Source organism: Sedimentitalea nanhaiensis DSM 24252, assembly GCF_000473225.1.
Classification (GTDB): Bacteria; Pseudomonadota; Alphaproteobacteria; order Rhodobacterales; family Rhodobacteraceae; genus Sedimentitalea; species Sedimentitalea nanhaiensis.
Map to the genome: position 1 here is coordinate 1,098,230 of NZ_KI421509.1, position 24,372 is coordinate 1,122,601.

General features: G+C 62.2%; 20 protein-coding genes and 1 pseudogene. 9 read left to right on the plus strand and 12 right to left on the minus strand.

All coding sequences use genetic code 11. The features are described 5' to 3' along the window. Positions 1-160 precede the first annotated feature (160 nt). From rseP to pyrH, 6 genes are read right to left on the minus strand one after another with little or no spacing between them, the layout of a single operon-like run. The gene (gene rseP, locus NANH_RS0106980; RefSeq protein WP_027261375.1) at positions 161-1,510 is read right to left on the minus strand and encodes an RIP metalloprotease RseP; all 1,350 of its coding nucleotides are present in this window, start codon (positions 1,508-1,510) and stop codon (positions 161-163) included. Between the two features lies 1 nt (position 1,511). Further along, positions 1,512-2,687 (minus strand): 1-deoxy-D-xylulose-5-phosphate reductoisomerase, encoded by a 1,176-nt coding sequence (dxr, locus tag NANH_RS0106985; RefSeq protein ID WP_027261376.1) that lies wholly within the window; start codon positions 2,685-2,687, stop codon positions 1,512-1,514. Continuing rightward, positions 2,687-3,478, minus strand: a complete 792-nt coding sequence (locus NANH_RS0106990) for a phosphatidate cytidylyltransferase (RefSeq protein ID WP_027261377.1) — start codon at positions 3,476-3,478, stop codon at positions 2,687-2,689. Before NANH_RS0106990 ends, dxr begins: the two co-directional genes overlap by 1 nt. Continuing rightward, positions 3,475-4,209, minus strand: a complete 735-nt coding sequence (gene uppS, locus NANH_RS0106995; RefSeq protein ID WP_027261378.1) for a polyprenyl diphosphate synthase — start codon at positions 4,207-4,209, stop codon at positions 3,475-3,477. The genes NANH_RS0106990 and uppS overlap by 4 nt, the downstream gene beginning before the upstream one ends. 9 nt (positions 4,210-4,218) lie before the next feature. Beyond that, on the minus strand, positions 4,219-4,785 hold the full coding sequence (gene frr / locus NANH_RS0107000; protein WP_027261379.1) for a ribosome recycling factor: 567 nt from the start codon (positions 4,783-4,785) through the stop codon (positions 4,219-4,221). Positions 4,786-4,829: 44 nt separating this feature from the next. Next, complete coding sequence (gene pyrH, locus NANH_RS0107005; protein ID WP_027261380.1) at positions 4,830-5,576, minus strand: UMP kinase; 747 nt, start codon at positions 5,574-5,576, stop codon at positions 4,830-4,832. 111 nt (positions 5,577-5,687) lie between these two features. On the opposite strand from pyrH, the gene miaA reads away from it, so the two are divergent. From miaA to NANH_RS0107030, 5 genes are all read left to right on the plus strand, one after another. Next, on the plus strand, positions 5,688-6,578 hold the full coding sequence (miaA, locus tag NANH_RS0107010) for a tRNA (adenosine(37)-N6)-dimethylallyltransferase MiaA (protein WP_036050568.1): 891 nt from the start codon (positions 5,688-5,690) through the stop codon (positions 6,576-6,578). 305 nt (positions 6,579-6,883) lie between these two features. Then, complete coding sequence (locus tag NANH_RS0107015; RefSeq protein ID WP_027261382.1) at positions 6,884-8,548, plus strand: ABC transporter substrate-binding protein; 1,665 nt, start codon at positions 6,884-6,886, stop codon at positions 8,546-8,548. A 115-nt stretch (positions 8,549-8,663) separates the two neighbouring features. Then, the gene (locus NANH_RS0107020; RefSeq protein WP_027261383.1) at positions 8,664-9,716 is read left to right on the plus strand and encodes an ABC transporter permease; all 1,053 of its coding nucleotides are present in this window, start codon (positions 8,664-8,666) and stop codon (positions 9,714-9,716) included. A gap of 15 nt (positions 9,717-9,731) precedes the next feature. Continuing rightward, on the plus strand, positions 9,732-10,925 hold the full coding sequence (locus tag NANH_RS0107025; protein ID WP_027261384.1) for an ABC transporter permease: 1,194 nt from the start codon (positions 9,732-9,734) through the stop codon (positions 10,923-10,925). A 94-nt stretch (positions 10,926-11,019) separates the two neighbouring features. Next, complete coding sequence (locus tag NANH_RS0107030; protein ID WP_027261385.1) at positions 11,020-13,104, plus strand: dipeptide ABC transporter ATP-binding protein; 2,085 nt, start codon at positions 11,020-11,022, stop codon at positions 13,102-13,104. Between the two features lie 19 nt (positions 13,105-13,123). On the opposite strand, the gene NANH_RS25700 is transcribed toward NANH_RS0107030, so the two are convergent. Further along, positions 13,124-13,522, minus strand: a complete 399-nt coding sequence (locus NANH_RS25700) for a hypothetical protein (protein ID WP_036049539.1) — start codon at positions 13,520-13,522, stop codon at positions 13,124-13,126. A gap of 101 nt (positions 13,523-13,623) precedes the next feature. Continuing rightward, positions 13,624-14,223, minus strand: a complete 600-nt coding sequence (locus tag NANH_RS0107040; RefSeq protein WP_175543429.1) for a lytic transglycosylase domain-containing protein — start codon at positions 14,221-14,223, stop codon at positions 13,624-13,626. 184 nt (positions 14,224-14,407) lie between these two features. On the opposite strand from NANH_RS0107040, the gene NANH_RS0107050 reads away from it, so the two are divergent. The 3 genes and pseudogenes from NANH_RS0107050 to NANH_RS28425 form a co-directional block, all read left to right on the plus strand. Further along, positions 14,408-14,905 carry a single-stranded DNA-binding protein gene (locus NANH_RS0107050; RefSeq protein WP_027261387.1) on the plus strand — a complete coding sequence of 166 codons (498 nt, stop codon included), beginning with the start codon at positions 14,408-14,410 and terminating at the stop codon, positions 14,903-14,905. Positions 14,906-15,226: 321 nt separating this feature from the next. Then, complete coding sequence (locus NANH_RS0107055; protein WP_027261388.1) at positions 15,227-16,624, plus strand: diguanylate cyclase; 1,398 nt, start codon at positions 15,227-15,229, stop codon at positions 16,622-16,624. Positions 16,625-16,744: 120 nt separating this feature from the next. Further along, positions 16,745-17,019, plus strand: a pseudogene (locus NANH_RS28425) (transposase); the annotation flags it as partial. A 55-nt stretch (positions 17,020-17,074) separates the two neighbouring features. Here the strand turns inward: NANH_RS28425 and uvrB are convergent. After that, positions 17,075-19,261, minus strand: coding sequence for an excinuclease ABC subunit UvrB (uvrB, locus tag NANH_RS0107060; RefSeq protein WP_027261389.1), 2,187 nt, complete (start codon positions 19,259-19,261; stop codon positions 17,075-17,077). 199 nt (positions 19,262-19,460) lie between these two features. Between uvrB and NANH_RS0107065 the strand changes: the two genes are divergently transcribed. Continuing rightward, positions 19,461-19,772: an ETC complex I subunit gene (locus NANH_RS0107065; RefSeq protein WP_027261390.1), complete on the plus strand. Its 312-nt coding sequence runs from the start codon at positions 19,461-19,463 to the stop codon at positions 19,770-19,772. A gap of 506 nt (positions 19,773-20,278) precedes the next feature. Here NANH_RS0107065 and NANH_RS0107070 read toward each other — a convergent pair. The 3 genes from NANH_RS0107070 to NANH_RS0107080 form a co-directional block, all read right to left on the minus strand. Further along, entirely contained in the window at positions 20,279-21,643 is a 1,365-nt protein-coding gene (locus NANH_RS0107070; RefSeq protein ID WP_036049541.1) for an APC family permease, read from the minus strand. A gap of 28 nt (positions 21,644-21,671) precedes the next feature. Further along, positions 21,672-21,854, minus strand: a complete 183-nt coding sequence (locus tag NANH_RS0107075; protein ID WP_139236538.1) for a hypothetical protein — start codon at positions 21,852-21,854, stop codon at positions 21,672-21,674. Positions 21,855-22,011: 157 nt separating this feature from the next. Beyond that, positions 22,012-24,357, minus strand: a complete 2,346-nt coding sequence (locus tag NANH_RS0107080) for a copper-transporting P-type ATPase (protein ID WP_027261393.1) — start codon at positions 24,355-24,357, stop codon at positions 22,012-22,014. Between the last annotated feature and the right edge of the window lie 15 nt (positions 24,358-24,372).

The following is a 24,372-nucleotide window of genomic DNA, read 5'->3' on the forward strand; positions in this document are numbered from 1 at the left end:
TCTACTCTCTCAAAGCATCTTTTCATCAGCATAGAGGAAACATATGGCGAAATTTTGTCATATCCGCATCTGCCGCAGCCGGTTATGGCCCGGCGCATGACATGCGGTCGGTTTGAGGTCAGCCCTTGCGTCGGACGGTCCGGTCATTCAGGCCTATCGCTCAGCAGAACAGATCGTTGCCCAGGGCAAAGACCATCAACGACAGGATCAAACCAATCCCTACCGTCATCAGAACCCGCAGCACCAGATCGCTGGGGGGCTTTCCGACCACCGCTTCATAAGCGTAAAATACCAGATGCCCGCCATCCAGCGCCGGGATCGGGAACAGGTTCAGCAACCCGACCGCCGTGGACAGCACCGCAATGAACCAGATAAAGCTCTGCGCGCCCTGTGCCGCCATCGCGCCTGAGGTTTCGGCAATGCCGATTGGGCCGGACATGTTACAGGTACTGATGGCACCGGTCACCATGTGCCACAATCCTGACAGCGAACTGGTGATGATCCGCCCCGTTTGCGTGAAACCGCCGCTGATCGCCTCGGTCAGCCCAGCAGCCTCGGTGGCGGGTTCGATGGCCATGCCACCGGCAATTCCGATTCGCCAATGGGTGACAAAACCGCCATCGGGTCGCGGCTCGTCGGTACGCCGCGGTGCAAGAGCAAATTCCAGGGTCTGGCCATCGCGCCAAACATCCAGCAGCAAGACCCGCCCATCGGAGCCTTCGACCGCTTCCTTGAGCTGGTCAAACGCAAAGATCGGCGATCCGTCCACGGCGATGATCACGTCACCGGCCTGCAGCTCGATGTCCATCGCGGCGCTGCGCGGCGACACCTGAGACACGTAGGGCGGGAACAGATAGGGCCCCTGCACTACCCGTTCCTGACCGTCGCGGCGCACGGTATAGTCCAGGACCGGCTGACGCGGCAGCCCGTCGGTAAAGGCGTTCCAGGCCGCCTGATCGTCAAACTCCGGCGTTTGCACGCCGCCGATGCCGACCACACGATCGCCCGGCTGCAACTGCTGCACCTCGCCCGGCAGCTCTACCACCGCGCCCACGGTCAGCGGGTCCATCGCCACGCCACGCGACATGAAGATGGCCGCGAAGACCAGGATCGACATGACAAAATTGAACATCGGCCCGGCAGCGACCGTCGCGGCACGCGCCCAAAGCGGCGCGCCATGCATGGTGCGCCGCAGCTGCGCCGGATCGACCGCCGCCTGCGCCATCGTTTCTTCGTCCTTGCCCGAGGCGGCATTGGCATCGCCCAGGAATTTGACATAGCCACCGAACGGCAGGGCCGCCACCTGCCAGCGGGTCCCGCGCTTGTCCACGCGACTGTACAGCACCGGGCCGAAACCCAGCGAAAACACCTCGGCATGGATGCCCGACCATCGGCCCACGATATAGTGGCCGTACTCATGTACCGCGACGATCACCGACAAGGCGACCACAAAAGCCAGAAGCGTATAGATCAGGCCGCCGAATTGCGGAATCAGGGAAATCAAGTCCAAGTTATTGTCCTGCTTGCTGCGCCATCACGGTGTCGGCCCATGTTCTGGCCAGATGGTCGGTTTTGGTGACGGTTTCAAGGGTCATCTCGGCATCCATCAGTCCCGGTTCTGCCTCAAACCGGGTTAACACCTCTTCTACAACCGCGGCCATATCCAGAAAACCGATGGTTCCGGCGATGAACGCGTCCAGTGCGCGTTCCTTTGCCCCATTGAACACCGCCCCGGCCAATCCGCCACGGTGCATCACCGCGCGGGCCAGTCGCAAGGCGGGATATCTGGCCGCGTCGGGGGCGCGAAAATTCAACTGGCCGACTTGCGCCAGATCCAACCGGGCCACCGGAAGATCGCGCCGCTGCGGCCAGTTCAGCGCAAAGCCGATGGCGTGACGCATATCCGGCGGACCCACATGCGCCATAAGCGCCCCGTCGCGAAACCCGACCATGGCATGGATCAGGGATTCGGGGTGAACGATGACCTCGATTTGATCCGGGTGAACGTCAAAATATTCCTTTGTTTCAATAAGTTCCAGCGCCTTGTTGAACATGGACGCGCTGTCGATCGTGATCCGCTGCCCCATATCCCAGTTCGGGTGGTTCGACGCTTCGGCCGGGGTGGCGGATTTCAGCGCCTCCAGCGGCCAGTCCCGGAACGCTCCGCCGCTGGCAGTGATGATCACCCGCTCGACCGCGTCGATGTCTTCGCCGATCAGGGCCTGAAACACCGCCGAATGTTCGCTGTCTACCGGCAGCAGGCGCCCACCCGAGGCGCGGGCCGTGTCCAGAACCAGCGTTCCCGCACAGACCAGCGATTCCTTGTTGGCCAGCGCCAGGGTCGCGCCCTGTTTCAGCGCCGCGATCCCAGGCGCCAGTCCCGCCGCCCCGACGATGGCAGACATCACCCAGTCGACAGGTCGCGCGGCGGCCTCAACCAGCGCCTCTGGTCCCGCCGCCGCCGCCACGTCACTGCCCGCCAGGGCATCGCGCAGATCGTCCAGACACTCGGGATAGGCCGTCACCGCCACGTGGGCGCGCAGGTGGCGGGCGTCGTGGGCCAATTGCGCGATATTGCGCCCTCCGGTCAGGGCGACGACATCAAATTCATCCAAGTCGCGGGCGATCAGATCCACGGTATTCTGCCCGATCGAACCTGTCGATCCCAGGATCGAGATCCGGCGCATCAGCCCGCTCCGGGCGGAAGACCGATCGACGCCCCGGTCAGCAGCACGAAGAAGGACGCGCCCAGCATCCCGTCGAACCGGTCCAGGAACCCACCGTGGCCGGGGATCAGCGCGCTGGAGTCCTTGACGCCGACCATGCGTTTTACAGCGCTTTCCGCGATGTCCCCCATCTGGGCCGCCAAGGCGACCAGCACGGAATAGGGCACCAGACTCAACCCGGCATCGGTCGCCAGCGCAAACACCAGCCCCAATGCCGCCGCCCCGATCCAGCCGGCAATGGTGCCTGACCAAGTCTTCTTGGGGCTGACACGCGGCCAGAATTTCGGCCCGCCCAAAATACGTCCGGCAAAATAGCCCGCCACATCCGAGGTGATCACAATCAGGATCAGCCAGAAAATCCAGACCAATCCGTTCTGATCCCGGACCAACATCATCTCATAGCCCGCCAGGGCGACAAAGGCGGTGAACGCTGCCAGGACCATCCTGTGCCGCGGCCCAAGCAGAAAGGCCGCGACAGCGGGGGCCAAAAGCAACGGCCCGGCAATCTGGCTCGGCAGGTAGATCGCAACCAGACAGGCCAGCGCACACGCCCCCGGCAGACCAAGAGCCAATGCCCCGCCCGGCCCTGACACCATGCGCACCAGCTCCCAAACCATGGCACCGCAGATCAACGCGATAAAAATATGGAATACATCCGCCCCGGCGATCACCGCCGCCATCCCGATCACGACCATCACCACCGCCGATCCCACGCGGACCGTCAGGTCGGACCAGCGGTTCGGATCGCTCATGCTGGAACCGCGCCGAACCGGCGATCCCGCGCGCCATAGCTGGTGCACAGGCGCCGCAATTCCTCGGCCGAAAAATCCGGCCACAGGGTATCGATAAATTCATACTCGGCATAGGCCGACTGCCACAGCAGGAAATTGCTGATCCGGGCTTCGCCACTGGTGCGGATCACCAGATCGGGATCAGGCAACACATAGGTGTCCAGATAGCGCGGCAGGGTTTCCTCGTCGACATTCTCGGGCAGCAATTTGCCATCCGCAACATCCTGCGCCAACCGCTTGGTGGCGCGCGCGACCTCATCGCGGCCGCCATAATTCAATGCAATGGTCAGGTGCACGCTGTCATTATGCCGGGTCTGGGTCTCAAGCTGATCCATCAGCGCGATCAGCTTTGCATCCAGCCGGACCCGGTCGCCGATGAACCGCACCCGGACCCCGCGCGCATCGAGCGCACGGGTTTCCTTGGCGATATAGCGACGGAACAGGCTCATCAGCCCGGCCACCTCGACTTGGGTGCGCTTCCAGTTCTCGGTCGAAAAAGCGAATATCGTCAGATATTTGATGCCCAGGTCGGGGCAGGCCTCGACGACCTCGCGCACCCGGCGGGCACCGGCGTGATGGCCAAACAGCCGCGGGCGTCCGCGGGCCTGCGCCCAGCGCCCGTTGCCATCCATGATGATCGCCACGTGGGCCGGACCACCAACCGGAGGCGCAATATGCGGATCATTCGCCATGCGTTGGGGTTACACCTGCATGATTTCGGCTTGTTTCGTTTCCAGCGCCGCATCCACACCGGCGATGTGCTTGTCGGTCATCTCCTGCACCTCGGTCTCCCAGAATTTCTGGTCGTCCTCGGACATCGCACCGTCGTTCTTGGCCTTCTTGATCTGATCCATGCCGTCGCGGCGCACGTTGCGAATCGACACGCGGGCATGTTCGGCGTATTGCCCGGCAACCTTGGTCAGCTCGCGGCGGCGTTCCTCGTTCAGTTCCGGGATCGGCAGCATGATAATGGTGCCATTGAGCTGCGGATTGATCCCCAGTCCGCTTTCGCGGATTGCCTTTTCGACCTTGCTCACCAATCCCTTGTCCCAAACGTTGACCGTGACCATGCGCGGCTCGGGCACGTTCACGGTGCCAACCTGGTTGATCGGCGTCATCGCACCGTAGGCATCGACCATCACCGGCTCCAGCATCGACGCGCTGCCCCGCCCGGTCCGCAACGATGCAAACTCCACGCGCAGGTTGGCCATTGCGCCATCCATCCGCCGTTCCAGATCGTCCGTGTCCAGAATGAATTCGTCCGACATTCCGTTCTCCCGCATCTATTCTGCTTGTTGTGCGCTCTATAGCCCTAGCCCTGGACCTTTGTATAGGTGCCCTTGCCCGCAAGGATGCCGCGAAACCCGCCGGGTTCGTCCAGCGAAAAGACGATGATCGGCAAATTGTTGTCCCGCGCCAGCGCGATGGCACTGGCATCCATCACCCCCAGCCGCTTGGCCAGCACGTCATCATACGACACCACGTCATAGCGCCGGGCCTCTGCATGCTTGGCCGGATCCATGTCATAGACCCCGTCCACCTTGGTGCCCTTGAAGATCGCTTCGCATTTCATCTCGTTGGCGCGCAGGGTCGCCGCCGTATCGGTGGTGAAATAGGGGTTGCCCGTCCCGGCGGCAAAGATGCAGACGCGCTTCTTTTCCAGGTGGCGCACCGCGCGGCGGCGAATGTAGGGCTCGGCGACCTCGTTCATGGTGATGGCGCTGATCACGCGGGTATGGATGTCCAACGCTTCCAGCGCCGATTGCATCGCCAGCGCGTTCATCACCGTCGCCAGCATCCCCATGTAATCCGCCGTCGTGCGCTCCATCCCCTGCGCCGACCCCTGAAGGCCGCGAAAGATGTTGCCGCCGCCGATCACCATGCAGATCTCGACCCCCATGTCATGCACCGTCTTCACCTCGTGGGCGATGCGTTGCACGGTCGGGGGGTGCAGGCCAAATCCCTGATCCCCCATCAGCGCTTCGCCGGATATCTTGAGCATCACGCGCCGATAGGTCGTCTCGGCGGAGGAGGTTTCGGATTGGGAGGAAGAGGTCATGTTGCGCTCCGCTGCGGCACGGGGTTAATTTCGCGCAAAGTGGCGGAAATCTCGTCCGGGTTCAATGCGCTTCCCGAGATCGACGGCAAGGAGCGGATCAATTTTCATGCAATGGCTTATCCGGGCGGCGCCAAAGTGACGCGCCTGCCCGACATTTCCACCGACCGACCGGTCCTGATCGCCGGCCCCACTGCGTCGGGAAAATCGGCATTGGCACTGGCAATTGCCGAGCGAAGCGGTGGCGTTATCGTCAATGCGGACGCCAGTCAGGTCTATTCCTGCTGGCAGGTGATCACCGCCCGCCCCGACCCGGCGGAAACGGCCCGCGCGCCCCATGCGCTGTATGGCCATGTACCGTGGTCCGTCGCCTATTCCACCGGACATTGGCTGCGCGACGCGACACCGCTGCTGAAGGGTCCGGTGCGCCCGATCATCGTGGGGGGAACCGGGTTGTATTTTTCGGTCCTGACCCAAGGCATGGCCGACATCCCGCCGATCCCGGACGAAATCCGCAAACGGGCTGATTCGATGCCGCTGAAGGCGCTTCTTGCAGGGGTGGACCGCCACACCCTGGACCGGTTGGACCGCCAGAACCGCGCCCGTGTGCAGCGCGCATACGAGGTTCAGACCGCGACCGGTCGCTCTATTTCCGATTGGCAGGCCGACACCCGCCCCCCGATTCTGAATACCGCCGAGGCCTGCACGCTGGTGCTGGACGCGCCGCGCGACTGGCTGCTGGACCGGATCAACCGCCGGTTCGATCAGATGCTCCGGCACGGCGCACTGAACGAAGTGCAGACCATGCTGGAGCGATTCGATCCCGCCCTGCCCGCCTTCCGCGCCATTGGCGTGCCCGAACTTGCGGCGCATCTGCGCGGTGAAATCAGCCTGGAGGCCGCGCGCGAACGCGCCACCATTGCCACGCGGCAATATGCCAAGCGCCAGCGCACCTGGTTTCGCGCCCGCATGGCCGATTGGACCCGCATCGCGCCCATCGCATGATGTCACCCCCCGGCCTGCAGGTCGGTGTATTGCCGTCGCCTACGCCGATTCTGCGCAACCCGGCCCTTGCCGCCCTGTAACAATGCAGTGAAGCAAATGTTGTCCGTGTCGTTTTTTTACTGCGTCAATGTCGCTTTTATCCTTAAAAATGGCGAAAGCGCTCATTGACCTCAGGCTGGAAAGCGTGCGGAATGCCGACATGAAACCAAAAATCCGGGAACAATGGCAACGGCGCCACCTATTGTGGGTGTGCCAATCCGACCGTTGAACACCCGGAACAAGAGTCGCAGAACAGGGAGAAACGCATGACTCATCCAACCATCGACCGCAAACCCGTCCATTGGGCGGCAAAAATGCACGCCCAGGAGTTTCACGACGGCAAGCTTAGCCGACGCGAATTTCTGACCCGCGCCACGGCGTTGGGTGTCTCGTCCGCCGCCGCCTATGGCATGATCGGTCTTGCAATGCCAACCCCGGCGTCGGCTCAGGCCGCATCGGGTGGAACGCTTCGGGTTCAGATGGGCGTTCGTCCGCTAAAGGACCCGCGCACTTACGACTGGTCCGAAATGGGCAACCAGTCACGCGGCACGCTGGAATATCTGGTGGAATACAACAATGACGGCTCGATCCGCGGCATGTTGCTGGACAGCTGGGAGATCAACGACGACGCCACGCAGTATACACTTAACATTCGCCCCGGCATCACCTGGAACAACGGCGATCCCTTCACCGCCGAAGACGTCGCCCGCAACATCGCGGGCTGGTGCGACAAGTCGATGGAAGGCAATTCGATGGTCGGGCGGTTTTCCACAATTGTCGATGACGCCACCGGCCAGGCTCTGGATGGGTCCATCGAAGTGGTTGATGATCTTACCGTTCGGTTAAATCTGCCGACCTCGGATATCTCGCTGATTGCCGGCATGACGGATTACCCGGCCGCTATCGTTCACAGCAGCTATCAGACCGACGACTTCACCCAGAATGTCGGCACCGGCCCCTATCTGCTGGAAACACTGGAAGTCGGGGTCAAGTGTATACTTGTGCGCAACCCCGATCACGCCTGGTGGGGCAACGAGGTCTATGGCGAACCCAAGGTCGATCGCATCGAATACATAGATTTCGGCACCGATCCCTCGGCCTGGATGGCCGCACTGGAATCCGACGAAGTGGACATGCTGCACGAAACGGTCGGCGAGTTCATCGATGTGCTGGACGATCTGGGCTATGTGAAATCCGAGGTCGTTACCATGGCCTCGGTGGTGGTCCGCCCCAACCAGTTGGCCGAAGTCGACGGGATGAAACCCTATGCCGACAAGCGGGTGCGCAAGGCGCTGCAGATGGCGGTGGATAATGCCGTCTGTCTGGAACTGGGCTATGGGGATCGCGGCAAACCGGCCGAAAACCATCACGTCGGGTACATTCACCCCGAATATGCCGAACTGCCACCGCAAGTGGTCGATCCCGCCGCCGCCAAGGCCCTGATGGAAGAGGCCGGGATGATGGACTTCGAGCACGAGTTGATGTCGATCGACGACGATTGGCGCAAAAACACCACCGATGCCGTGGCGGCCCAGCTGCGCGATGCCGGGTTCAAGGTCAAGCGCACGGTGCTGCCGGGTTCGACCTTCTGGAACGACTGGACCAAGTACCCCTTCAGTTCGACCAACTGGAACCACCGCCCGCTGGGTGTCCAGATCCATGCTCTGGCCTATAAATCGGGCGAGGCGTGGAACGAATTCGGCTGGGAAAACCCCGAGTTCGACGCCCTCTTGGCGGATGCGTTGAAGCTGGCCGACGCCGACAAACGTCGCGAAGTGATGGCAAAGATGGAAGCGCTGATCCAGGAAGAGGGCGTCACCATTCAGCCCTATTGGCGTTCGCTCTACCGCCATATGCGCGAAGGCGTGGAAAATGCCGATCAGCATATCGCGTTCGAGCATCATCATTACAAATGGGGTGTGCTCTCCTGACGACATGACCTGTCGCCGCTCGTGACCTGCGGGCGGCGACAGACCGGCGCTTGTGACGCCAGCCAGAAAAGAACCGGAAAATCCGGCTTGGTGCCAGCTGACAACAGGGGACTCAATGGGACTGTTCATTCTTCGCAGATCCGGCGTGATGATCTTGACGGCCTTGTGCCTCACCTTCATCGTATTTTTTCTGACCAACCTTTTTCCGAACCTTGAAAAACTGGCCAAGACCCAGGGCAATTTCCGCATGTCGGACGAGGCCGTGATCAGCTGGCTGAGCAAGGAAGGGTATATGCAACCCCTGCCGGTCAAATACGGCCAGTGGCTGGGGGTTTTGCCGGGCTGGACGCTGCAAGGCGACGACGGCGTCACCGGGCGCTGCATCAAGGGCGCGGTCACCGCCGACGAGGCCGAGCAGGCCAAACGCTTCTGCGGCATCCTGCAAGGCGACTGGGGCTATTCCACGGTGTTCAAGGACGAGGTCTCGGGCATCATCTCGACCCGTCTGGGCCTGACCGGCAAGCTGATGTTCTGGGTGCTGGTGCTGATGGTGCCCTCGGCGCTGCTGGTCGGAGTGCTGGCGGGCATGCGCGAAGGATCGGTGACCGACCGCGCCCTGTCGACCTTTTCCATCATCACCACCGCAACTCCGGAATATGTCTCGGGCGTGGTGTTCATCGCGGTTTTCGCCTCGTCTGCGGTCGGGCTGAAATGGTTCAAGGGCACCGCGACCAGCGCCATGGAAAGCGCCAATTTCGAGAATTTCTTTCTGCCGGTCCTGACCATCGCGCTTTATGGCATGGGCTATATCGCCCGCATGACCCGCGCCAGCATGACCGAGGTGATGACGGCGCAATATATCCGCACCGCGCGGCTGAAAGGCGTCAAGTTCAGCAACATCGTGATGAAACACGCGCTGCGCAACGCGCTGATCGCGCCGTTCACCGTCATCATGCTGCAGTTCCCCTGGCTGCTGAACGGCGTGGTGATCGTCGAGACCCTGTTCAACTACAAGGGCTTTGGCTGGGTGCTGGTGCAAGCCGCCAGTAACAATGACATCGAATTGCTGCTGGCGGTGTCGGTGGTCTCGGTGATCGTGGTTCTGGTGACGCAGCTGATATCGGATATCGGCTATGTCTATCTGAACCCGCGCATCCGCATTTCATAAGGGAGGGACGAGAACATGGAACCTCTCGGGACATTCGACATCATCACCCGCGTTTTTTATCAGTTCACCTCAGTCTGGCTGGCGCTGATCATCCTGTTCGCGGTCTCGATGGCCTTCAAGCGGCGGTTGGGTCTGTACGGCAAGCTGTTTGACAGCCCGATCGGCATGATAGGCTTTGCGCTGGTGATGTTCTGGGTCTTCACAGGCATTTTCGGTGCCATGGACCTGATTGTCACCCATGATCCGCTGGCGCAGATCTCGGGGATGAAAAACAAGGTGCCCGGCACGCCGCTGCCCAACCCCGAAGACGGGCAATACGGCTGGTATCTGCTGGGCGGCGATAACCTGGCGCGCGACGTGTTCAGCCGCATGGTCAGCGGCGCGTGGGTCGTGGTGCAGATCGCGCCGCTGGCGACGTTGTTCGCCTTTATGGTCGGCATCACGATCGGCCTGCCGGCGGGCTATTACGGTGGACGTCTGGACACGCTGCTGTCCTTTCTCGCCAACCTGATCCTGGCCTTCCCGGTGATCCTGCTGTTCTACCTTCTGGTGACACCGGAAATCGTGGCGACCGGTGTGCCGAGCTACATGGCGACCTTCCTGTTCATCTTTCCCATCGTCTTTACCGCTGTGCTGCTGAACTCGCGCTATTACACCCAGCCCGGTTTCCGCACGCCGCTGCTGATCGGGGTGCTGGGGGTGATGCTGTGGCTCTACCTGTCGCTGATTTCCGAGGTCGGCTCGGCGGTTTCGATCCTGCCTGGCGTGCTGGACATCTTCGACATCCCCGGCGGCATTCTGGTAGTGTTCGTCTCGGTGGTCTTCGTCAACTCGCCAACCGTGTTTCGCATCGTGCGCGGGCTGGCGATGGACATCAAGACACGCGACTATGTCGCCGCCGCCCAGACCCGCGGCGAAGGACCGTGGTACATCATGCTGTGGGAAATCCTGCCCAACGCGCGCGGCCCACTGATCGTCGATTTCTGCCTGCGCATCGGCTATACCACCATCCTGCTGGGGACATTGGGGTTCTTTGGCCTCGGTCTGCCGCCGGAGAGCCCGGACTGGGGCAGCACGATCAACGAAGGTCGCAAGCTGTTGTCGATTTACCTTCACCCCGCCCTGCCCCCGGCCTTTGCCCTGCTGTCAATGGTGCTGGGGCTGAACCTGCTGGCGGACGGTCTGCGCGAGGAAAGCCTGAAGGACTGAGTTGTGCCGAAGGGACCGGGGGCCAGCCCCCGGACCCCCGGAGTATTTGGAGCAAGAGGAAAAACCATCCCGGCTCTGCACAGGGAGAGATGACATGCCAAAACCGCAATACGACGGCCCGATCCTGGAAATCGACAAGCTGTCGATCTCCTTTTTCACCCGCTTGCGCGAAATCCCGGCGGTGATGGACTTCTCGGTCACCGTACAGCCCGGCGAAGCCGTCGGTCTGGTGGGGGAATCCGGCTGCGGCAAATCCACGGTGGCGCTGGGGGTGATGCAGGATCTGGGCAAGAACGGCCGTATCGTCGGCGGGTCGATCAAATTCAAGGGCCGCGATCTGTCCGAAATGAACGACGAAGAGTTGCGCAACATCCGCGGCAGCGAAATCGCCATGATTTATCAGGAACCAATGGCCTCGCTGAATCCGGCGATGAAGATCGGCAGGCAGTTGATGGAAGTGCCGATGATCCACCAAGGGGCTTCGGAGAAAGAGGCGTACGAGCGCGCCCTGCAGGTGGTCACCGACGTCAAGCTGCCCGACCCCAAACGCATCCTCAACAGCTTTCCGCACCAGCTCAGCGGCGGACAGCAGCAGCGCATCGTCATCGCCATGGCGCTGATGAGCGAACCGGCGCTGCTGATTCTCGATGAACCCACCACCGCGCTGGATGTGACCGTCGAGGCGGCAATTGTCGAGCTGGTCAAGGATCTGGGGCGCAAGTACGGCACCTCGATGCTGTTCATCAGTCACAACCTGGGTCTGGTGCTGGAGACCTGCGACCGGATCTGTGTGATGTATTCCGGCGAGGCGGTGGAACGCGGCAGTATTGAGGATGTGTTCGACGAGATGCAGCACCCCTATACACAGGCGCTGTTCCGATCGATCCCGCTGCCCGGTGCCGACAAGAACAGCCGCCCGCTGGTGGCCATTCCCGGCAATTTCCCGCTGCCGCATGAACGCCCGCCCGGCTGCAATTTCGGCCCGCGCTGCGACTATTTCGAGGAAGGCAGGTGCGACAAGGGCAATATCCTGATGGAGCCGGTGCCCGGCAACGACCGCCACCACACCCGCTGTCTGAAATTCCGGGAAATCGACTGGAACGCGCCGATGCAATTGGCCGAGGTCAAGCAAAAGGGCGAAATCGGTAATGTGGTCCTGAAAATGGACAACCTCAAGAAATATTACGAGGTCGCGGCCAACGCCATTTTCGGTGGGGGCAGCACCAAGGTCGTCAAGGCCAACGAGACCCTGTCCTTTGAGGCTCGAGAATCCGAGACCCTTGCCATCGTCGGCGAATCCGGCTGTGGAAAATCCACCTTTGCCAAGGTGCTGATGGGGCTGGAAACCGCAACCGAGGGCCAGATCCTGCTGGATGGGCGCAACATCGAGCAGATCCCGATCGAAAAACGCGACACCAAGACGGTCAGCGACATTCAGATGGTGTTCCAGAACCCGTTCGACACCCTGAATCCGTCGATGACCGTGGGCCGCCAGATCATCCGCGCGCTGGAGATATTCGGCATCGGCGACAACGAAGCCGCGCGCAAAAAGCGCATGCTGGAACTGCTCGATCTGGTCAAACTGCCCCGCGCCTTTGCCGAACGGATGCCCCGGCAGCTGTCAGGCGGGCAAAAGCAGCGGGTCGGCATTGCCCGCGCCTTTGCCGGTGGCGCACGGATCGTGGTCGCGGACGAACCGGTGTCGGCGCTGGATGTGTCGGTGCAGGCCGCCGTGACCGATCTGCTGATGGAGATCCAGCGCGAGGAAAAGACCACCCTTCTATTCATCAGCCACGACCTGTCCATCGTGCGCTATCTGTCAGACCGGGTGATGGTGATGTACCTGGGCCATGTGGTCGAACTGGGCACCACCGACCAGGTGTTCAGCCCGCCCTATCACCCCTATACCGAGGCGCTGTTGTCGGCGGTTCCCATCGCCGACACCAAGGTGCAGAAAAAGCATATCGTGCTTGAAGGCGACATCCCGTCGGCCATGAACCCGCCCCCCGGCTGCCCGTTCCAGACCCGATGCCGCTGGAAATCCGAAGTGCCCGGCGGTCTGTGCGAAAAGGACGTGCCGCCGATGCGCATCCTGACCGGCAACCATCAGGTGAAATGCCACCTGAGCGATGAAAAACTTGCCGAGATGGAGCCGGTGATCAAGATCGCAGCGCAGTAGACCCTCTTGGCGCGATCCCTCAGATCAGCGCCGTGAGAATCGCCGCCGCCGCATAGGCCACCGAGAAGAAAAAGAACCCCGGTCGCGACCGGCGCAGATAAACCGAGATCAGCACCAGCGGCAGTGCGCCGAGCAAACCGCCCATTCCGGTCATTCCCAGCAAGGCACTGTACTCAGCGCCCGGCCCCCATGGCGAACCGGGCTGAACGGCCCCCTGCATCAGGACGCCCATCAACACCCCCAGCACACCGCCGGTCGCCATCGAGGTCAGATTGCTTCGCACCCGGCTGCCCCGGCTGACCGCTTTGCGGCGGGCGGGCTTTCCGGCGCCACAAAAACGGGCGGGCGTATGCTGGGGGACCGTTTCCTGGCGTGCTTCGATCCGGGCCAGACGTTCCTGAAACGTGGTGACAGCCATTCTGAATATCCCATAACCAAATGCCACTCGTGTCTGGCCCGCAAAAGCGGCGCAAATGCGGCGATGGTTTGAAATGGCTGTGCCGATGGGAGGCGCGACGGTCAGCTGCCCCAGATCACCCGAACATAGTTGCGGGTTTCCTTGTAGGGCGGCACGCCCCCGTGTTTCTTGACCGCCTCGGGTCCCGCATTATAGGCCGCCAATGCCAGCCGCCAGGATCCAAAGGCCCGGTACTGGCGCGCCAGATACCGTGCGCCGCCATCCAGGTTCTCGTAAGGATCGTCCGGATTGACCCCCAGAGACCGGGCAGTTGACGGCATCAACTGCGCCAACCCCATGGCTCCCTTGTGTGACCGGGCATTTGGGTTCCAGCCCGATTCCTGCTGGACCAGACGGGCGAACAGATCCTCGGGGATACTGTGACGCCGCGCTGCCTCTTTGGCCATGGTCAGATACTTGCCCTTGTACTTACCGAAATATCCCTTTTTGACCCATTTCGACGGGGTATGTATCGTGGCCGGCCGCAACCTTGACGAATTGGCATATTGTTTGGACGCACGCCCATCCAGAACCCGTGTCTGCGAATTGAACAGATTGCGCTGGCTCTTGGTCGAGAACATGTCCGCCCCAGCAGGCGCGTCAAAACCCACGCCCACAACAACCACACCCGCAACAACCATCTTCAACGCCAGCCTGCGCATCTGGTCCCCGCCCTGTCCAATAACTGCCTCGCGGTGCAATATACCGGGATTCGACCGAATTGCCAGACTCGGTCACCGCCGCACCATATCCTTGTTTCACACCTGTGGCAGACATGTATAGTCTGCCGCAAACCGGATCGTCCGGATTCGGAATATCAAGGAAACATACAGGAACGGATCTGCCATGGCCGGCTCAGTCAACAAAGTCATTCTCATCGGAAATCTGGGGCGCGACCCAGAAGTGCGCACATTCCAGAACGGCGGCAAGGTGTGCAACCTGCGCATCGCCACGTCTGAAACCTGGAAGGACAAGAACACCGGTGAGCGCAAGGAGCGCACCGAATGGCATTCGGTGGCGATCTTCAACGAAGGTCTGGTGCGCGTCGCCGAACAATACCTGCGCAAGGGCAGCAAGGTCTATATCGAGGGCCAGTTGCAAACCCGAAAGTGGCAGGATCAATCGGGTCAGGACCGCTACTCGACCGAAGTTGTCCTGCAGGGCTTTGGCAGCACGCTGACCATGCTGGATGGCCGCGACGGCGGCGGGAGTGGCGGCGGCGGTTACGGCGGCGGTCAAAGCGGCGGCTATGACAGCGGTCCGCAGGATGACCGGTTTGGCGGCGGTGGCGGCGGTCAAAGCGCGCCCTCTTCGCGCGACATGGACGACGAAATACCGTTCTGAGCCTCGCGCACCCTTACGCCGACCCAGATCAGCAACACCGCAACGCTCGCATCGGGACTGCCCTTCGGCAGTCCCTTTTTTGTGATCCCGTACCGCCATTCCCGATGCTATGCGCCAATGCGCAACATTCCGCTGATCGCATCAGCGATGAAACGGCCTGCAGTCTGCTGTAACCACACTGTAATAAGATGTTTTTATCAATAAATTTACAAAACAGCCCAGTCTGGCCCATGGGCCGTGGCGGTTTCAGCTTAGGGGTTTGTTAACACCTCTCGTAAAGAGTTTGAAACAATCTTGATACAAAGATGAAAGGCGCGTGGCGTGCAAGGCACCATACTCATCCTCGACGGTGTTTCCACCAACCGCATCATGCTGAAAGTACAACTTTCAGCGGCCTATTATCACGTCGTGCAAAGCGATGGCCTGCAAGGACTTTTGGCCTTGGCGCGGCGCTGCCGCCCCGACCTGATCGTCACCGCCATGTCGTTGCCGGACGGCAATGCCCTGGCGGTACGCGAGGTGATGCAACAGGACGAATCGCTGCGGCACATCCCGATCATCGCAGTCACCGCGCAGAACGATCCTTCCGCCCGACTGACCGCACTGGCGGGCGGAATCGACGACGTTCTGGCCCAACCGCTGGACGACCTCATCCTGCAGGCCCGAATCCGCAGCCTGATCCGCGCCCGCAGCGGAACCGAAGAGTTGCACCCGCGCGACAGCACCCCGGACACCTTGGGATTTGCCGAACCGGTCGCCAGCTTCGAAGCTCCGGCCCAGGTTGCGTTGCTGACCCGAGATGCCGCCACCAGCTCGGTCTGGCGAGCCCGGCTCAAAGGGCTGACCCGTCATCGGCTGCAAAGCCACCAGATGAACAATATCCACGCCCTGATGGCCGACCCGGTGCCGGACGCCATCGTGGTCGACCTGACCGGCGCACAGCCGCAACAGGGGTTGCGGCTGTTGGCCGACCTGCGCGCACGCAGCATGACCAGCCACGCCGCCCTGATCGCCGTCGTCCCGGCTGCTGCACCGCATCTGGCCGCCGATGCGCTGGACCGCGGCGCCCATGACGTGCTGCAATGCGGGTTCTGTCCGCAGGAACTGTCGCTGCGTCTGACATCGCAACTGCGCCGCAAGGCCAGCTCGGATCGGTTGCGCGCCTCGGTACGCGACGGGCTGCGCGCCGCGGTTCGCGACCCGATGACGGGGCTTTACAACCGCCGCTATGCCCTGCCCCACCTGGCCGCGATCGCCGGCAAGGCGGCGGAAACCGGCAGCAGCTTTGCGGTGATGTTGGCCGATCTCGACCACTTCAAACAAATCAACGACGCGTATGGTCACCAGGCCGGTGATGCGGTGCTGATCGAAACTGCCCGGCGCCTGAAAAGCCAGTTGCGCCCGATCGACATGATTGCGCGAGTCGGCGGCGAAGAATTTCTAATCGTGATGCCAAACACCGATCAGGCGGCGGCCACCGTCACCGCAGACCGGCTGTGCCGCCAGATCAATGCCTTGCCGTTTCAGTGTCCCGGAACATCCCAGCCGGTCCACGTCACGACCAGCATCGGTGTCGTTGTTGGCCCTCCGGCGGGTTCAGATCCACGTCTGACGCCCGATCAGTTCGCCACCGCCCTGATCGGCCAGGCCGACCGCGCACTGTACGGCGCAAAGGGCAGCGGTCGAAATCGGGTTTCTCTGATCGGCGCAGCAGCTTGAAAGGCTGGAAAGAGTTGACGAATGCAGCGAAGCCTCGATCCCCGATCCAGACCGAATGGCTTTGTTACACGATTTCCAGTGGGGACTCGCTGTGTGACTCCAGCATGATAGCTGGAGCGCATGAGCCGTTGGGCTCCGACGAAGGACAAGACCACAAACAGGTCTGCTCACAATGACGCGCTGAAGCCGCGTGGATCGCTGCCGGTCCGCTGACCGGCAACACATGTCTGCATGTGTGAGAGGTTGGTTCGATCCCGAGAAGATCCGGACACCACCGCCGGCCGGAAAGCGTGGTCGCCGGTGTCAATTCAGCGATGCCGCGATCCCTGACCTGCCTGACCGTGAAAGTCCTGCTGCGGCTGGCCGGAAATCGCGCGAAAACCGGCTCGATACAACAAGCGACGCTAAAAAGGACGCCACCGGATCGAGGCCATGTCCGGACGCCGCTATCTAGCGCCCCCGTCGTTTCACATTCCCGCCCCGTTGTCCCGGCCTGCCTGCTGTTGACCGGCCCCGCGATTTGACGGCGGCATCCGACGCCTTCTCGACCGCGTATTGGCGGGCCAGCGGATCGTCGGCGATGGCCAGATCCACCGCTTCCAGGCGTTTGATCTCGTCGCGCAATCTTGCCGCCTCTTCGAATTCGAGGTTCTCGGCGGCCTTGCGCATGTCGGTGCGCAACCCGTTCAGCACCGTCTCGAGATTGGCGCCATGCAACGGTTTGTCGATCTTTGCCGACACGCGCGACATATCCGTGTCGCCCTTGTACAGCCCCGACAGAACGTCTTCGACGTTCTTCTTCACCGTGGCGGGGGTGATGCCGTGTTCCTGATTATAGGCGATCTGGCGGGCGCGGCGGCGATCGGTTTCGCCCAAGGCGCGCTCCATGCTGCCGGTGATGCGGTCGGCATACATGATGACGCGCCCCTCGGCGTTGCGCGCGGCGCGGCCAATGGTCTGGATCAGCGAGGTTTCGCTGCGCAGAAACCCCTCTTTATCGGCATCCAGAATGGCCACCAGCCCGCATTCGGGGATGTCCAGACCCTCGCGCAGCAGGTTGATGCCGATCAGCACGTCAAACGCCCCCAGCCGCAGATCGCGCAGGATCTCGATGCGTTCCAGCGTGTCGATATCGCTGTGCATATAACGCACCTTGATGCCCTGTTCGTGCATGTATTCGGTCAGGTCCTCGGCCATGCGTTTGGTCAGGGTTGTGACCAGGGTGCGAAACCCGTCGGCAGCCACGCGGCGGACCTCGTCCAGCAGGTCGTCGACCTGCATGTCCACGGGACGGATTTCGACCATCGGATCCAGCAGGCCGGTGGGGCGGATCACCTGTTCGGTGAACACGCCGCCGGTCTGTTCGATTTCCCATTTCGCCGGGGTGGCACTGACAAATACCGATTGCGGGCGCATGGCGTCCCATTCCTCGAACTTGAGCGGGCGGTTGTCCATGCAGCTGGGCAGGCGGAATCCGTGTTCGGCCAGGGTGAATTTGCGCCGATAGTCGCCTTTGTACATGCCGCCGATCTGGGGCACCGAGACATGGGATTCGTCCGCAAAAACGATCGCATTGTCAGGGATGAATTCGAACAAAGTCGGGGGCGGCTCGCCCGGAGCGCGGCCCGTCAGATAGCGCGAATAGTTCTCGATGCCGTTGCAGAAACCCTGGGCCTCGATCATTTCCAGATCGAAATTGGTGCGCTGTTCCAGCCGTTGCGCCTCCAGCAGTTTGCCTTCGGACACCAGTTGATCCAGCCGGATGCGCAATTCGGATTTGATGTTGAGCACCGCCTGATTAAGCGTCGGTTTCGGCGTCACATAGTGGCTGTTGGCATAGACGCGGATTTGATCGAACGCGTCGGTCTTTTCGCCGGTCAGCGGGTCGAATTCGGTAATGCTTTCCAGTTCCTCGCCAAAAAACGACAATCGCCAGGCGCGGTCTTCCAGGTGGGCGGGAAAAATTTCGAGAGAATCGCCGCGCACCCGAAAGCTGCCGCGTTGAAAGGCCTGATCGTTGCGCTTGTATTGTTGCTCGACCAGACCGGCCATGACCTTGCGCTGGTTGTATTCGCTGCCGACCTTCAGGTCCTGGGTCATGGCACCATAGGTTTCGACGCTTCCGATACCGTAGATACAGGACACGGACGCAACGATGATCACGTCGTCGCGTTCCAGCAGGGCGCGGGTGGCCGAGTGACGCATCCGGTCGATCTGTTCGTTGATCTGGCTTTCCTTCTCGATAAAGGTGTCAGAGCGCGGAACATAGGCTTCGGGCTGATAATAGTCATAGAAACTGACGAAATATTCGACCGCGTTGTCGGGAAAGAACCCCTTGAATTCACCGTAGAGTTGCGCCGCCAGCGTCTTGTTGGGGGCCAGAATGATGGCCGGTCGCTGGGTCTGTTCGATCACCTTGGCCATGGTAAAGGTCTTGCCGGTGCCGGTGGCCCCCAGCAGCACCTGATTGCGTTCGCCGTCCAGCACGCCCTGCGACAGTTCTTCGATGGCGGTAGGCTGGTCGCCAGCCGGTTCGAAATCGGTTGCCATGACGAACCGTTTGCCACCTTCCAGCTTTTCGCGCGCGGGTGGCGTGTTCATCATTGGCATCGAGGTGTCGGTATGGACATGGGGCATGGGGGACTCCGGCAGCGCAAGCCACAGAGTTGTTGCCTTTTGGATCGGGTTCAAGCCCCATTGCCGGAAATCGCCTCTGGTGTTGTCAGAAATTGTCATCGGGTTGAACCGCTGGCCTTGCCCCGGCGCGGCAAAACGGACCTTGCCCATGGACGGCAAATCCTGGATAAACGGGCCGACGATCATCAGGAGCCACACCATGCGCGCCCGCATCTATCAGCCTGCCAGAACCGCGATGTCCTCGGGCACCGCCAAGACCCGAAACTGGGTTCTGGATTATGCCCCCGCAAGTGCGCGGGATGTCGATCCGCTGATGGGATGGACCTCGTCCGATGATATGCAAAGCCAGGTGCGGTTGCGCTTTGACACCTGCGAAGCGGCACTGGAATATGCCGAGGCGCACGGAATCGACGCCCAGGTGTTCGAGCCGAAGAAGCGCAAACCCAACGTGCGCCCCGGTGGCTATGGCGAGAACTTTGCCACCAACCGGCGCGGTGTCTGGACCCACTGATCGGATGTGTTGATCCTCCATGGATCTGGCGCTTGCTCACCCCGGGACGAGCGTTTGATCGGCCTGCAGGATGCAACGTTAGATCAACTGCAGAGAACCGTCGACTTCTAAGTCGATCATACGGCCTGGATCACACCCTCTGGCGCGGTAATTGCCAAGAAAATCAGTGCCTTCGGTTGATATCCCCCGCTGCTGGATGCCATGCGATTGCATAGTTGATTGCATGGAGGCCCATCAGGGTGCCCCAAGAAAAAACCTTCACCAAAGGCGCGCCCGACAAGGCCGCCACAAAGGAGGTTCAGCGACGCGCTAGCGCGATGCCCGTTACCCCAATCCCTGTTTGTTGGAGGTGGGCGCACGGTCGAAGGGATGGCGTTTCCATAAATTTTGGAAGCGGCGCAACTTCACCGAAACTTTTGGGACATAGCCGCGATTGTCGGTAATCGAGGCGTCCCGGGAAGCAGCCGGGGTCTACCCGCATCCCCTATCGCGGGGTTCCGGGTCTACTAATCGATAGGCCGGGCCCGTTGATGCCCGATGTGATCTTCGTCGGCACCGAAGGACACGAACCGCCCGAGATACAGCCGCTCGGCCAGCAGGGCCGTCAGCATGGTGGCCAAAGCGACGATGACGATGGCGGGATCGGCGCGCCACTTGAACAGTGTGAAGGCGGCAAGGACCGCCGCGTCCAGAGCCAGCGCCGTCAGGATCACCCAGCCCCGCGCGCCGATCCGGTGCCGCAGGTTCCGCCACACGCCCCAATGCACCACCATGTCCATGACGAGATAGAAGAACGCACCAAGCGAGGCGATCCGGCCAAGATCGAACAACACGGTCAGGGCACTGGCGATCGCCACGGTATAGATCAGCATATGCGACCGGATCCCGCCCGACAGGCCAAAATGGCTGTGCGGGATCATCTGCATCTCGGTCAGCATGGTCAGCATCCGCGACACTGCAAAGACGCTGGCGATCAGGCCCGACGCGGTGGCCACCATGGCCAAGACGACGGTCAGATAGAACCCGGTCTGGCCCAGTACCGGCTGCGCCGCCTCGGCCAGGGCATAGTCGCGCGCCTGCTGGATCTGCCCGGGCGTCAGAGCCGATCCGACGGCCAGCGCCACCAACAGATAGACGACGACACAGACCATGATCGAGATCAGGATGGTGCGCCCGACATTCCGCCGGGGGTCGGTGATCTCGCCACCGCTGTTGGTAATCGTCGTGAACCCCTTGAACGCCAGGATCGACAGGGCCACGGATGCGGCGAACCCCGTGATCCCATTTTCCGACAGGCGGACGACGGGTGACCAGTTTTCCATCCCGCTGGCCCAGAGGGCGGCAACACCGAACAACGCGATGCCGCCGATCTTTACCGCCGACATCACCACCGACCACAGGCCCACAGAACGGTTGCCGGAAACGTTGACCAGATAGGCCATCACGATCAGCGCAACTCCGATCGCGGGCACCAGCGGCCCGTCCTGAATGCCAAAGGGACGCAGCGCATAGGTGGCAAAGGTCCGCGCCACCAGGCTTTCGTTGATAACCATCGACAGCGCCATCAGCACCGAGGCCGCCGCCGCCACGGCACCGGGGCCATAGGCCTTGGTCAAGATCATCGCGATACCGCCGGACGAGGGCCAGGTGTTCGACATCACGATATAGCTGTAGGCGCTGAACATCGTCACCACCGCGCCCAGCACGAAAGAGAGCGGGAACAGTGGCCCGGCAAGACCGGCGATCTGCCCGGTCAGGGCAAAGATCCCCGCCCCGATCATCACCCCGGTGCCCATGGCAACGGCGTTGGTCAAGCTGATGCTGCCGGCCCCCTCGGGCACGGCAGCGTGTTTGTGTCCGGTTCCGGTCATCGGATTCTCTCCTTGTTCCCTGGCATTGTCATGCGACCGCAGCTGCGGTGGCGCGAAGCGTTGTGCCGGGGTGTCCCACGCAAACTGCCTCAAACGCCTGTCTGAGTGTCAGCACATCGGACAATGGCCGGTGGGCCATCAGGTTGGCCAACCCCGGCGCGACACCGCAACCGTCGACCGGATAGCCGGCCCCCTGTACGGGCAGGGCCATGTCCCGCATCACCATCAGACAGTCGGGGCTGGCAGGACGCAGCGCGATACCGTCACGACCCGGCCAAGCTCCGGGCCACTCAACAAGCGGGCCCGGTGCTGGCCGACAACACCGGCGCCGCCCAGACCCCATACCGTGGCTGCGCCCGCGCTTTGGGTCAAATCCTGGCCCCCCGAAGGCGCAATGCGTTCAGCACCACAGAGATCGACGAGGCGCTCATCGCGAAGGCGGCAAACATCGGGCTGATCAGGATCCCGAGGAGCGGATACAGGAGACCCGCCGCCACCGGCACCCCGAAGGCATTGTAGATCAGCGCAAAAAACAGGTTCTGCCGGATATTGCGCATCGTGACGCGGGCCAGCCGCCGGGCGCGGACAATACCGTCCAGATTGCCCTTGACCAAGGTGATCCCCGCGCTCTCGATGGCCACGTCGGCACCGGTGCCCATGGCGATGCCGACATCGGCCTGGGCCAGCGCCGGGGCGTCGTTCACCCCATCGCCCGCCATTGCCACTTTGCGCCCCTCGGCCTGAAGTTCGCGGACGATGCGCGCCTTGTCCTCGGGCAGCACATCGGCGCGGATCTCATCGATGCCCAACCGCGCGGCGACAGCCCTGGCGGTGCGCTCGTTGTCGCCGGTCGCCATGATGATGCGAAAGCCCAGCTCATGCAGGGCTTTCAGCGCGGCGGGAGTGGTCTCTTTGACCGGGTCCGACACCGCGACCAGACCGGCCAGCGCCCCGTCGACCACCACAAACATCACGGTCTCGCCCTCGTCCCGGCGGGCATTGGCGATCTCGATCAGATCGCCCGCGTCGAGGCCGAGATCCTCGACCAGCTTGCGGTTGCCGAGGGCGACCGCCTTGCCATCCACGATGCCGGTCACACCCTTGCCGGTCACCGCCTGGAAATCGCTGGCCGCGCCCAAAGCGACGCCGCGTTCCTCGGCTCCGGCCACAATGGCCTCGGCCAGCGGATGTTCCGACCCCTTTTCGAGCGTCGCGGCCAGACCCAGCACTTCGCCCTCGTCATGGCCCAGCTGGGGCAGGATCGCCACCAACTGCGGCTTGCCCATGGTCAACGTACCGGTTTTGTCCACAATCAGCGTATCGACCTTTTCGAACTGTTCCAGCGCCTCGGCGTTTTTGATCAATACGCCGACCTGCGCCCCCCTGCCGGTAGCGGTCATGATCGACATCGGCGTGGCCAGGCCCAGAGCGCAGGGACATGCGATGATCAGCACCGCCACCGCCGCGACCAGCGCATAGGACAGTGCCGGTGCCGGCCCCCAGAGCGCCCAGCCGACAAAGGCCAGAACCGCGACCACGATGACGGCTGGCACGAACATACCTGCGACCTGATCTGCGTATTTCTGGATCGGTGCACGCGAACGCTGTGCGTTCGACACCATCTCGACGATCTGGCTCAGCATCGTGTCCGAGCCGACCCGCTTCGCCTCCATCACCAGACTGCCGGTGCCGTTGATGGTGGCGCCGGTAAGCGTATCGCCCGCCAGCTTCTCGACCGGGACCGGCTCGCCGGTGATCATGCTTTCATCGACCGAGGAGCGGCCTTCGGTCACAACCCCGTCCACCGGCACCTTGTCGCCGGGACGCACCCGCAGCCGGTCCCCCGGCTGGACCTCGTCCAGGGGGATTTCCTCTTCGCGGCCATCGGCGCGGATGACCCGCGCGGTCTTGGCCGCCATGTCCAGCAGCGCCCGTATCGCCTTGCCGGTGCCCTCACGGGCGCGCAGCTCCATCACCTGCCCCAGCAGGACAAGGGTAACGATGACCGCCGCCGCCTCGAAATAGACGCCCACATTGCCATCGGCATCGCGGAAGCCATCGGGAAAGACCTGCGGCCGCAGCACCGCGACGATGCTGAACAGCCAAGCCGCCATCACCCCCATCGAGATCAACGAGAACATGTTCAGATGCTGGGTCCGGAACGAGTTCCAGCCCCGCACCATGAACGGCCAGCCGCACCACCAGACGACCGGTGTTCCCAGCACCAGTTCGATCCAAAGCGTCATGCGTTCGCCAAACAGCGCGCGCACGCCCGGAAAACCCAGATAAGGCGCCATGGTAAGCACCAGCAGCGGCAGCGTCAGGACCGCGCCGACCCGGAACCGGCGGGTGAAATCCACAAGTTCCGGGTTGGGGCCGTCCTCGGCCATCGCCGCGTTTTCCAGCTCCAGCCCCATGCCGCAAAGCGGACAGGAGCCGGGATCGGTCTGGCGCACCTGCAAGTGCATCGGACAGGTATAGACGCTCCCTGTCCAACCCACGGGCACGCTGTCATAGCGGCCGTCAGGCTCGGCTGTACCCCCATGGCAATCGGCATGGGCATGGGGCACCCCCGCCGCTTGCTGTTCCGAAACAAGTGTCATGCCGCATTTCGGGCAGTTTCCGGGCTCGGGTTGCCGCACCTCCGGGTGCATCGGGCAGGTAAACAGCGCCGGGGTTTCCGGCGTCTGATCGCTGTAAGTGGCGTGGTCCATGCTGGGTCCGTCTGT

What these genes read in the sequence shown, in the direction of transcription:
- dxr (WP_027261376.1), bottom strand. Translation starts at nt 2,687, where the DNA reads ATGCGCCGGATCTCGATCCTGGGATCGACAGGTTCGATCGGGCAGAAT.
- NANH_RS0106990 (WP_027261377.1), bottom strand. Translation starts at nt 3,478, where the DNA reads ATGAGCGATCCGAACCGCTGGTCCGACCTGACGGTCCGCGTGGGATCG.
- uppS (WP_027261378.1), bottom strand. Translation starts at nt 4,209, where the DNA reads ATGGCGAATGATCCGCATATTGCGCCTCCGGTTGGTGGTCCGGCCCAC.
- frr (WP_027261379.1), bottom strand. Translation starts at nt 4,785, where the DNA reads ATGTCGGACGAATTCATTCTGGACACGGACGATCTGGAACGGCGGATG.
- pyrH (WP_027261380.1), bottom strand. Translation starts at nt 5,576, where the DNA reads ATGACCTCTTCCTCCCAATCCGAAACCTCCTCCGCCGAGACGACCTAT.
- miaA (WP_036050568.1), top strand. Translation starts at nt 5,688, where the DNA reads ATGGCTTATCCGGGCGGCGCCAAAGTGACGCGCCTGCCCGACATTTCC.
- NANH_RS0107015 (WP_027261382.1), top strand. Translation starts at nt 6,884, where the DNA reads ATGACTCATCCAACCATCGACCGCAAACCCGTCCATTGGGCGGCAAAA.
- NANH_RS0107020 (WP_027261383.1), top strand. Translation starts at nt 8,664, where the DNA reads ATGGGACTGTTCATTCTTCGCAGATCCGGCGTGATGATCTTGACGGCC.
- NANH_RS0107025 (WP_027261384.1), top strand. Translation starts at nt 9,732, where the DNA reads ATGGAACCTCTCGGGACATTCGACATCATCACCCGCGTTTTTTATCAG.
- NANH_RS0107030 (WP_027261385.1), top strand. Translation starts at nt 11,020, where the DNA reads ATGCCAAAACCGCAATACGACGGCCCGATCCTGGAAATCGACAAGCTG.
- NANH_RS25700 (WP_036049539.1), bottom strand. Translation starts at nt 13,522, where the DNA reads ATGGCTGTCACCACGTTTCAGGAACGTCTGGCCCGGATCGAAGCACGC.
- NANH_RS0107040 (WP_175543429.1), bottom strand. Translation starts at nt 14,223, where the DNA reads ATGCGCAGGCTGGCGTTGAAGATGGTTGTTGCGGGTGTGGTTGTTGTG.
- NANH_RS0107050 (WP_027261387.1), top strand. Translation starts at nt 14,408, where the DNA reads ATGGCCGGCTCAGTCAACAAAGTCATTCTCATCGGAAATCTGGGGCGC.
- uvrB (WP_027261389.1), bottom strand. Translation starts at nt 19,261, where the DNA reads ATGCCCCATGTCCATACCGACACCTCGATGCCAATGATGAACACGCCA.
- NANH_RS0107065 (WP_027261390.1), top strand. Translation starts at nt 19,461, where the DNA reads ATGCGCGCCCGCATCTATCAGCCTGCCAGAACCGCGATGTCCTCGGGC.
- NANH_RS0107070 (WP_036049541.1), bottom strand. Translation starts at nt 21,643, where the DNA reads ATGACCGGAACCGGACACAAACACGCTGCCGTGCCCGAGGGGGCCGGC.
- NANH_RS0107075 (WP_139236538.1), bottom strand. Translation starts at nt 21,854, where the DNA reads ATGGCCCTGCCCGTACAGGGGGCCGGCTATCCGGTCGACGGTTGCGGT.
- NANH_RS0107080 (WP_027261393.1), bottom strand. Translation starts at nt 24,357, where the DNA reads ATGGACCACGCCACTTACAGCGATCAGACGCCGGAAACCCCGGCGCTG.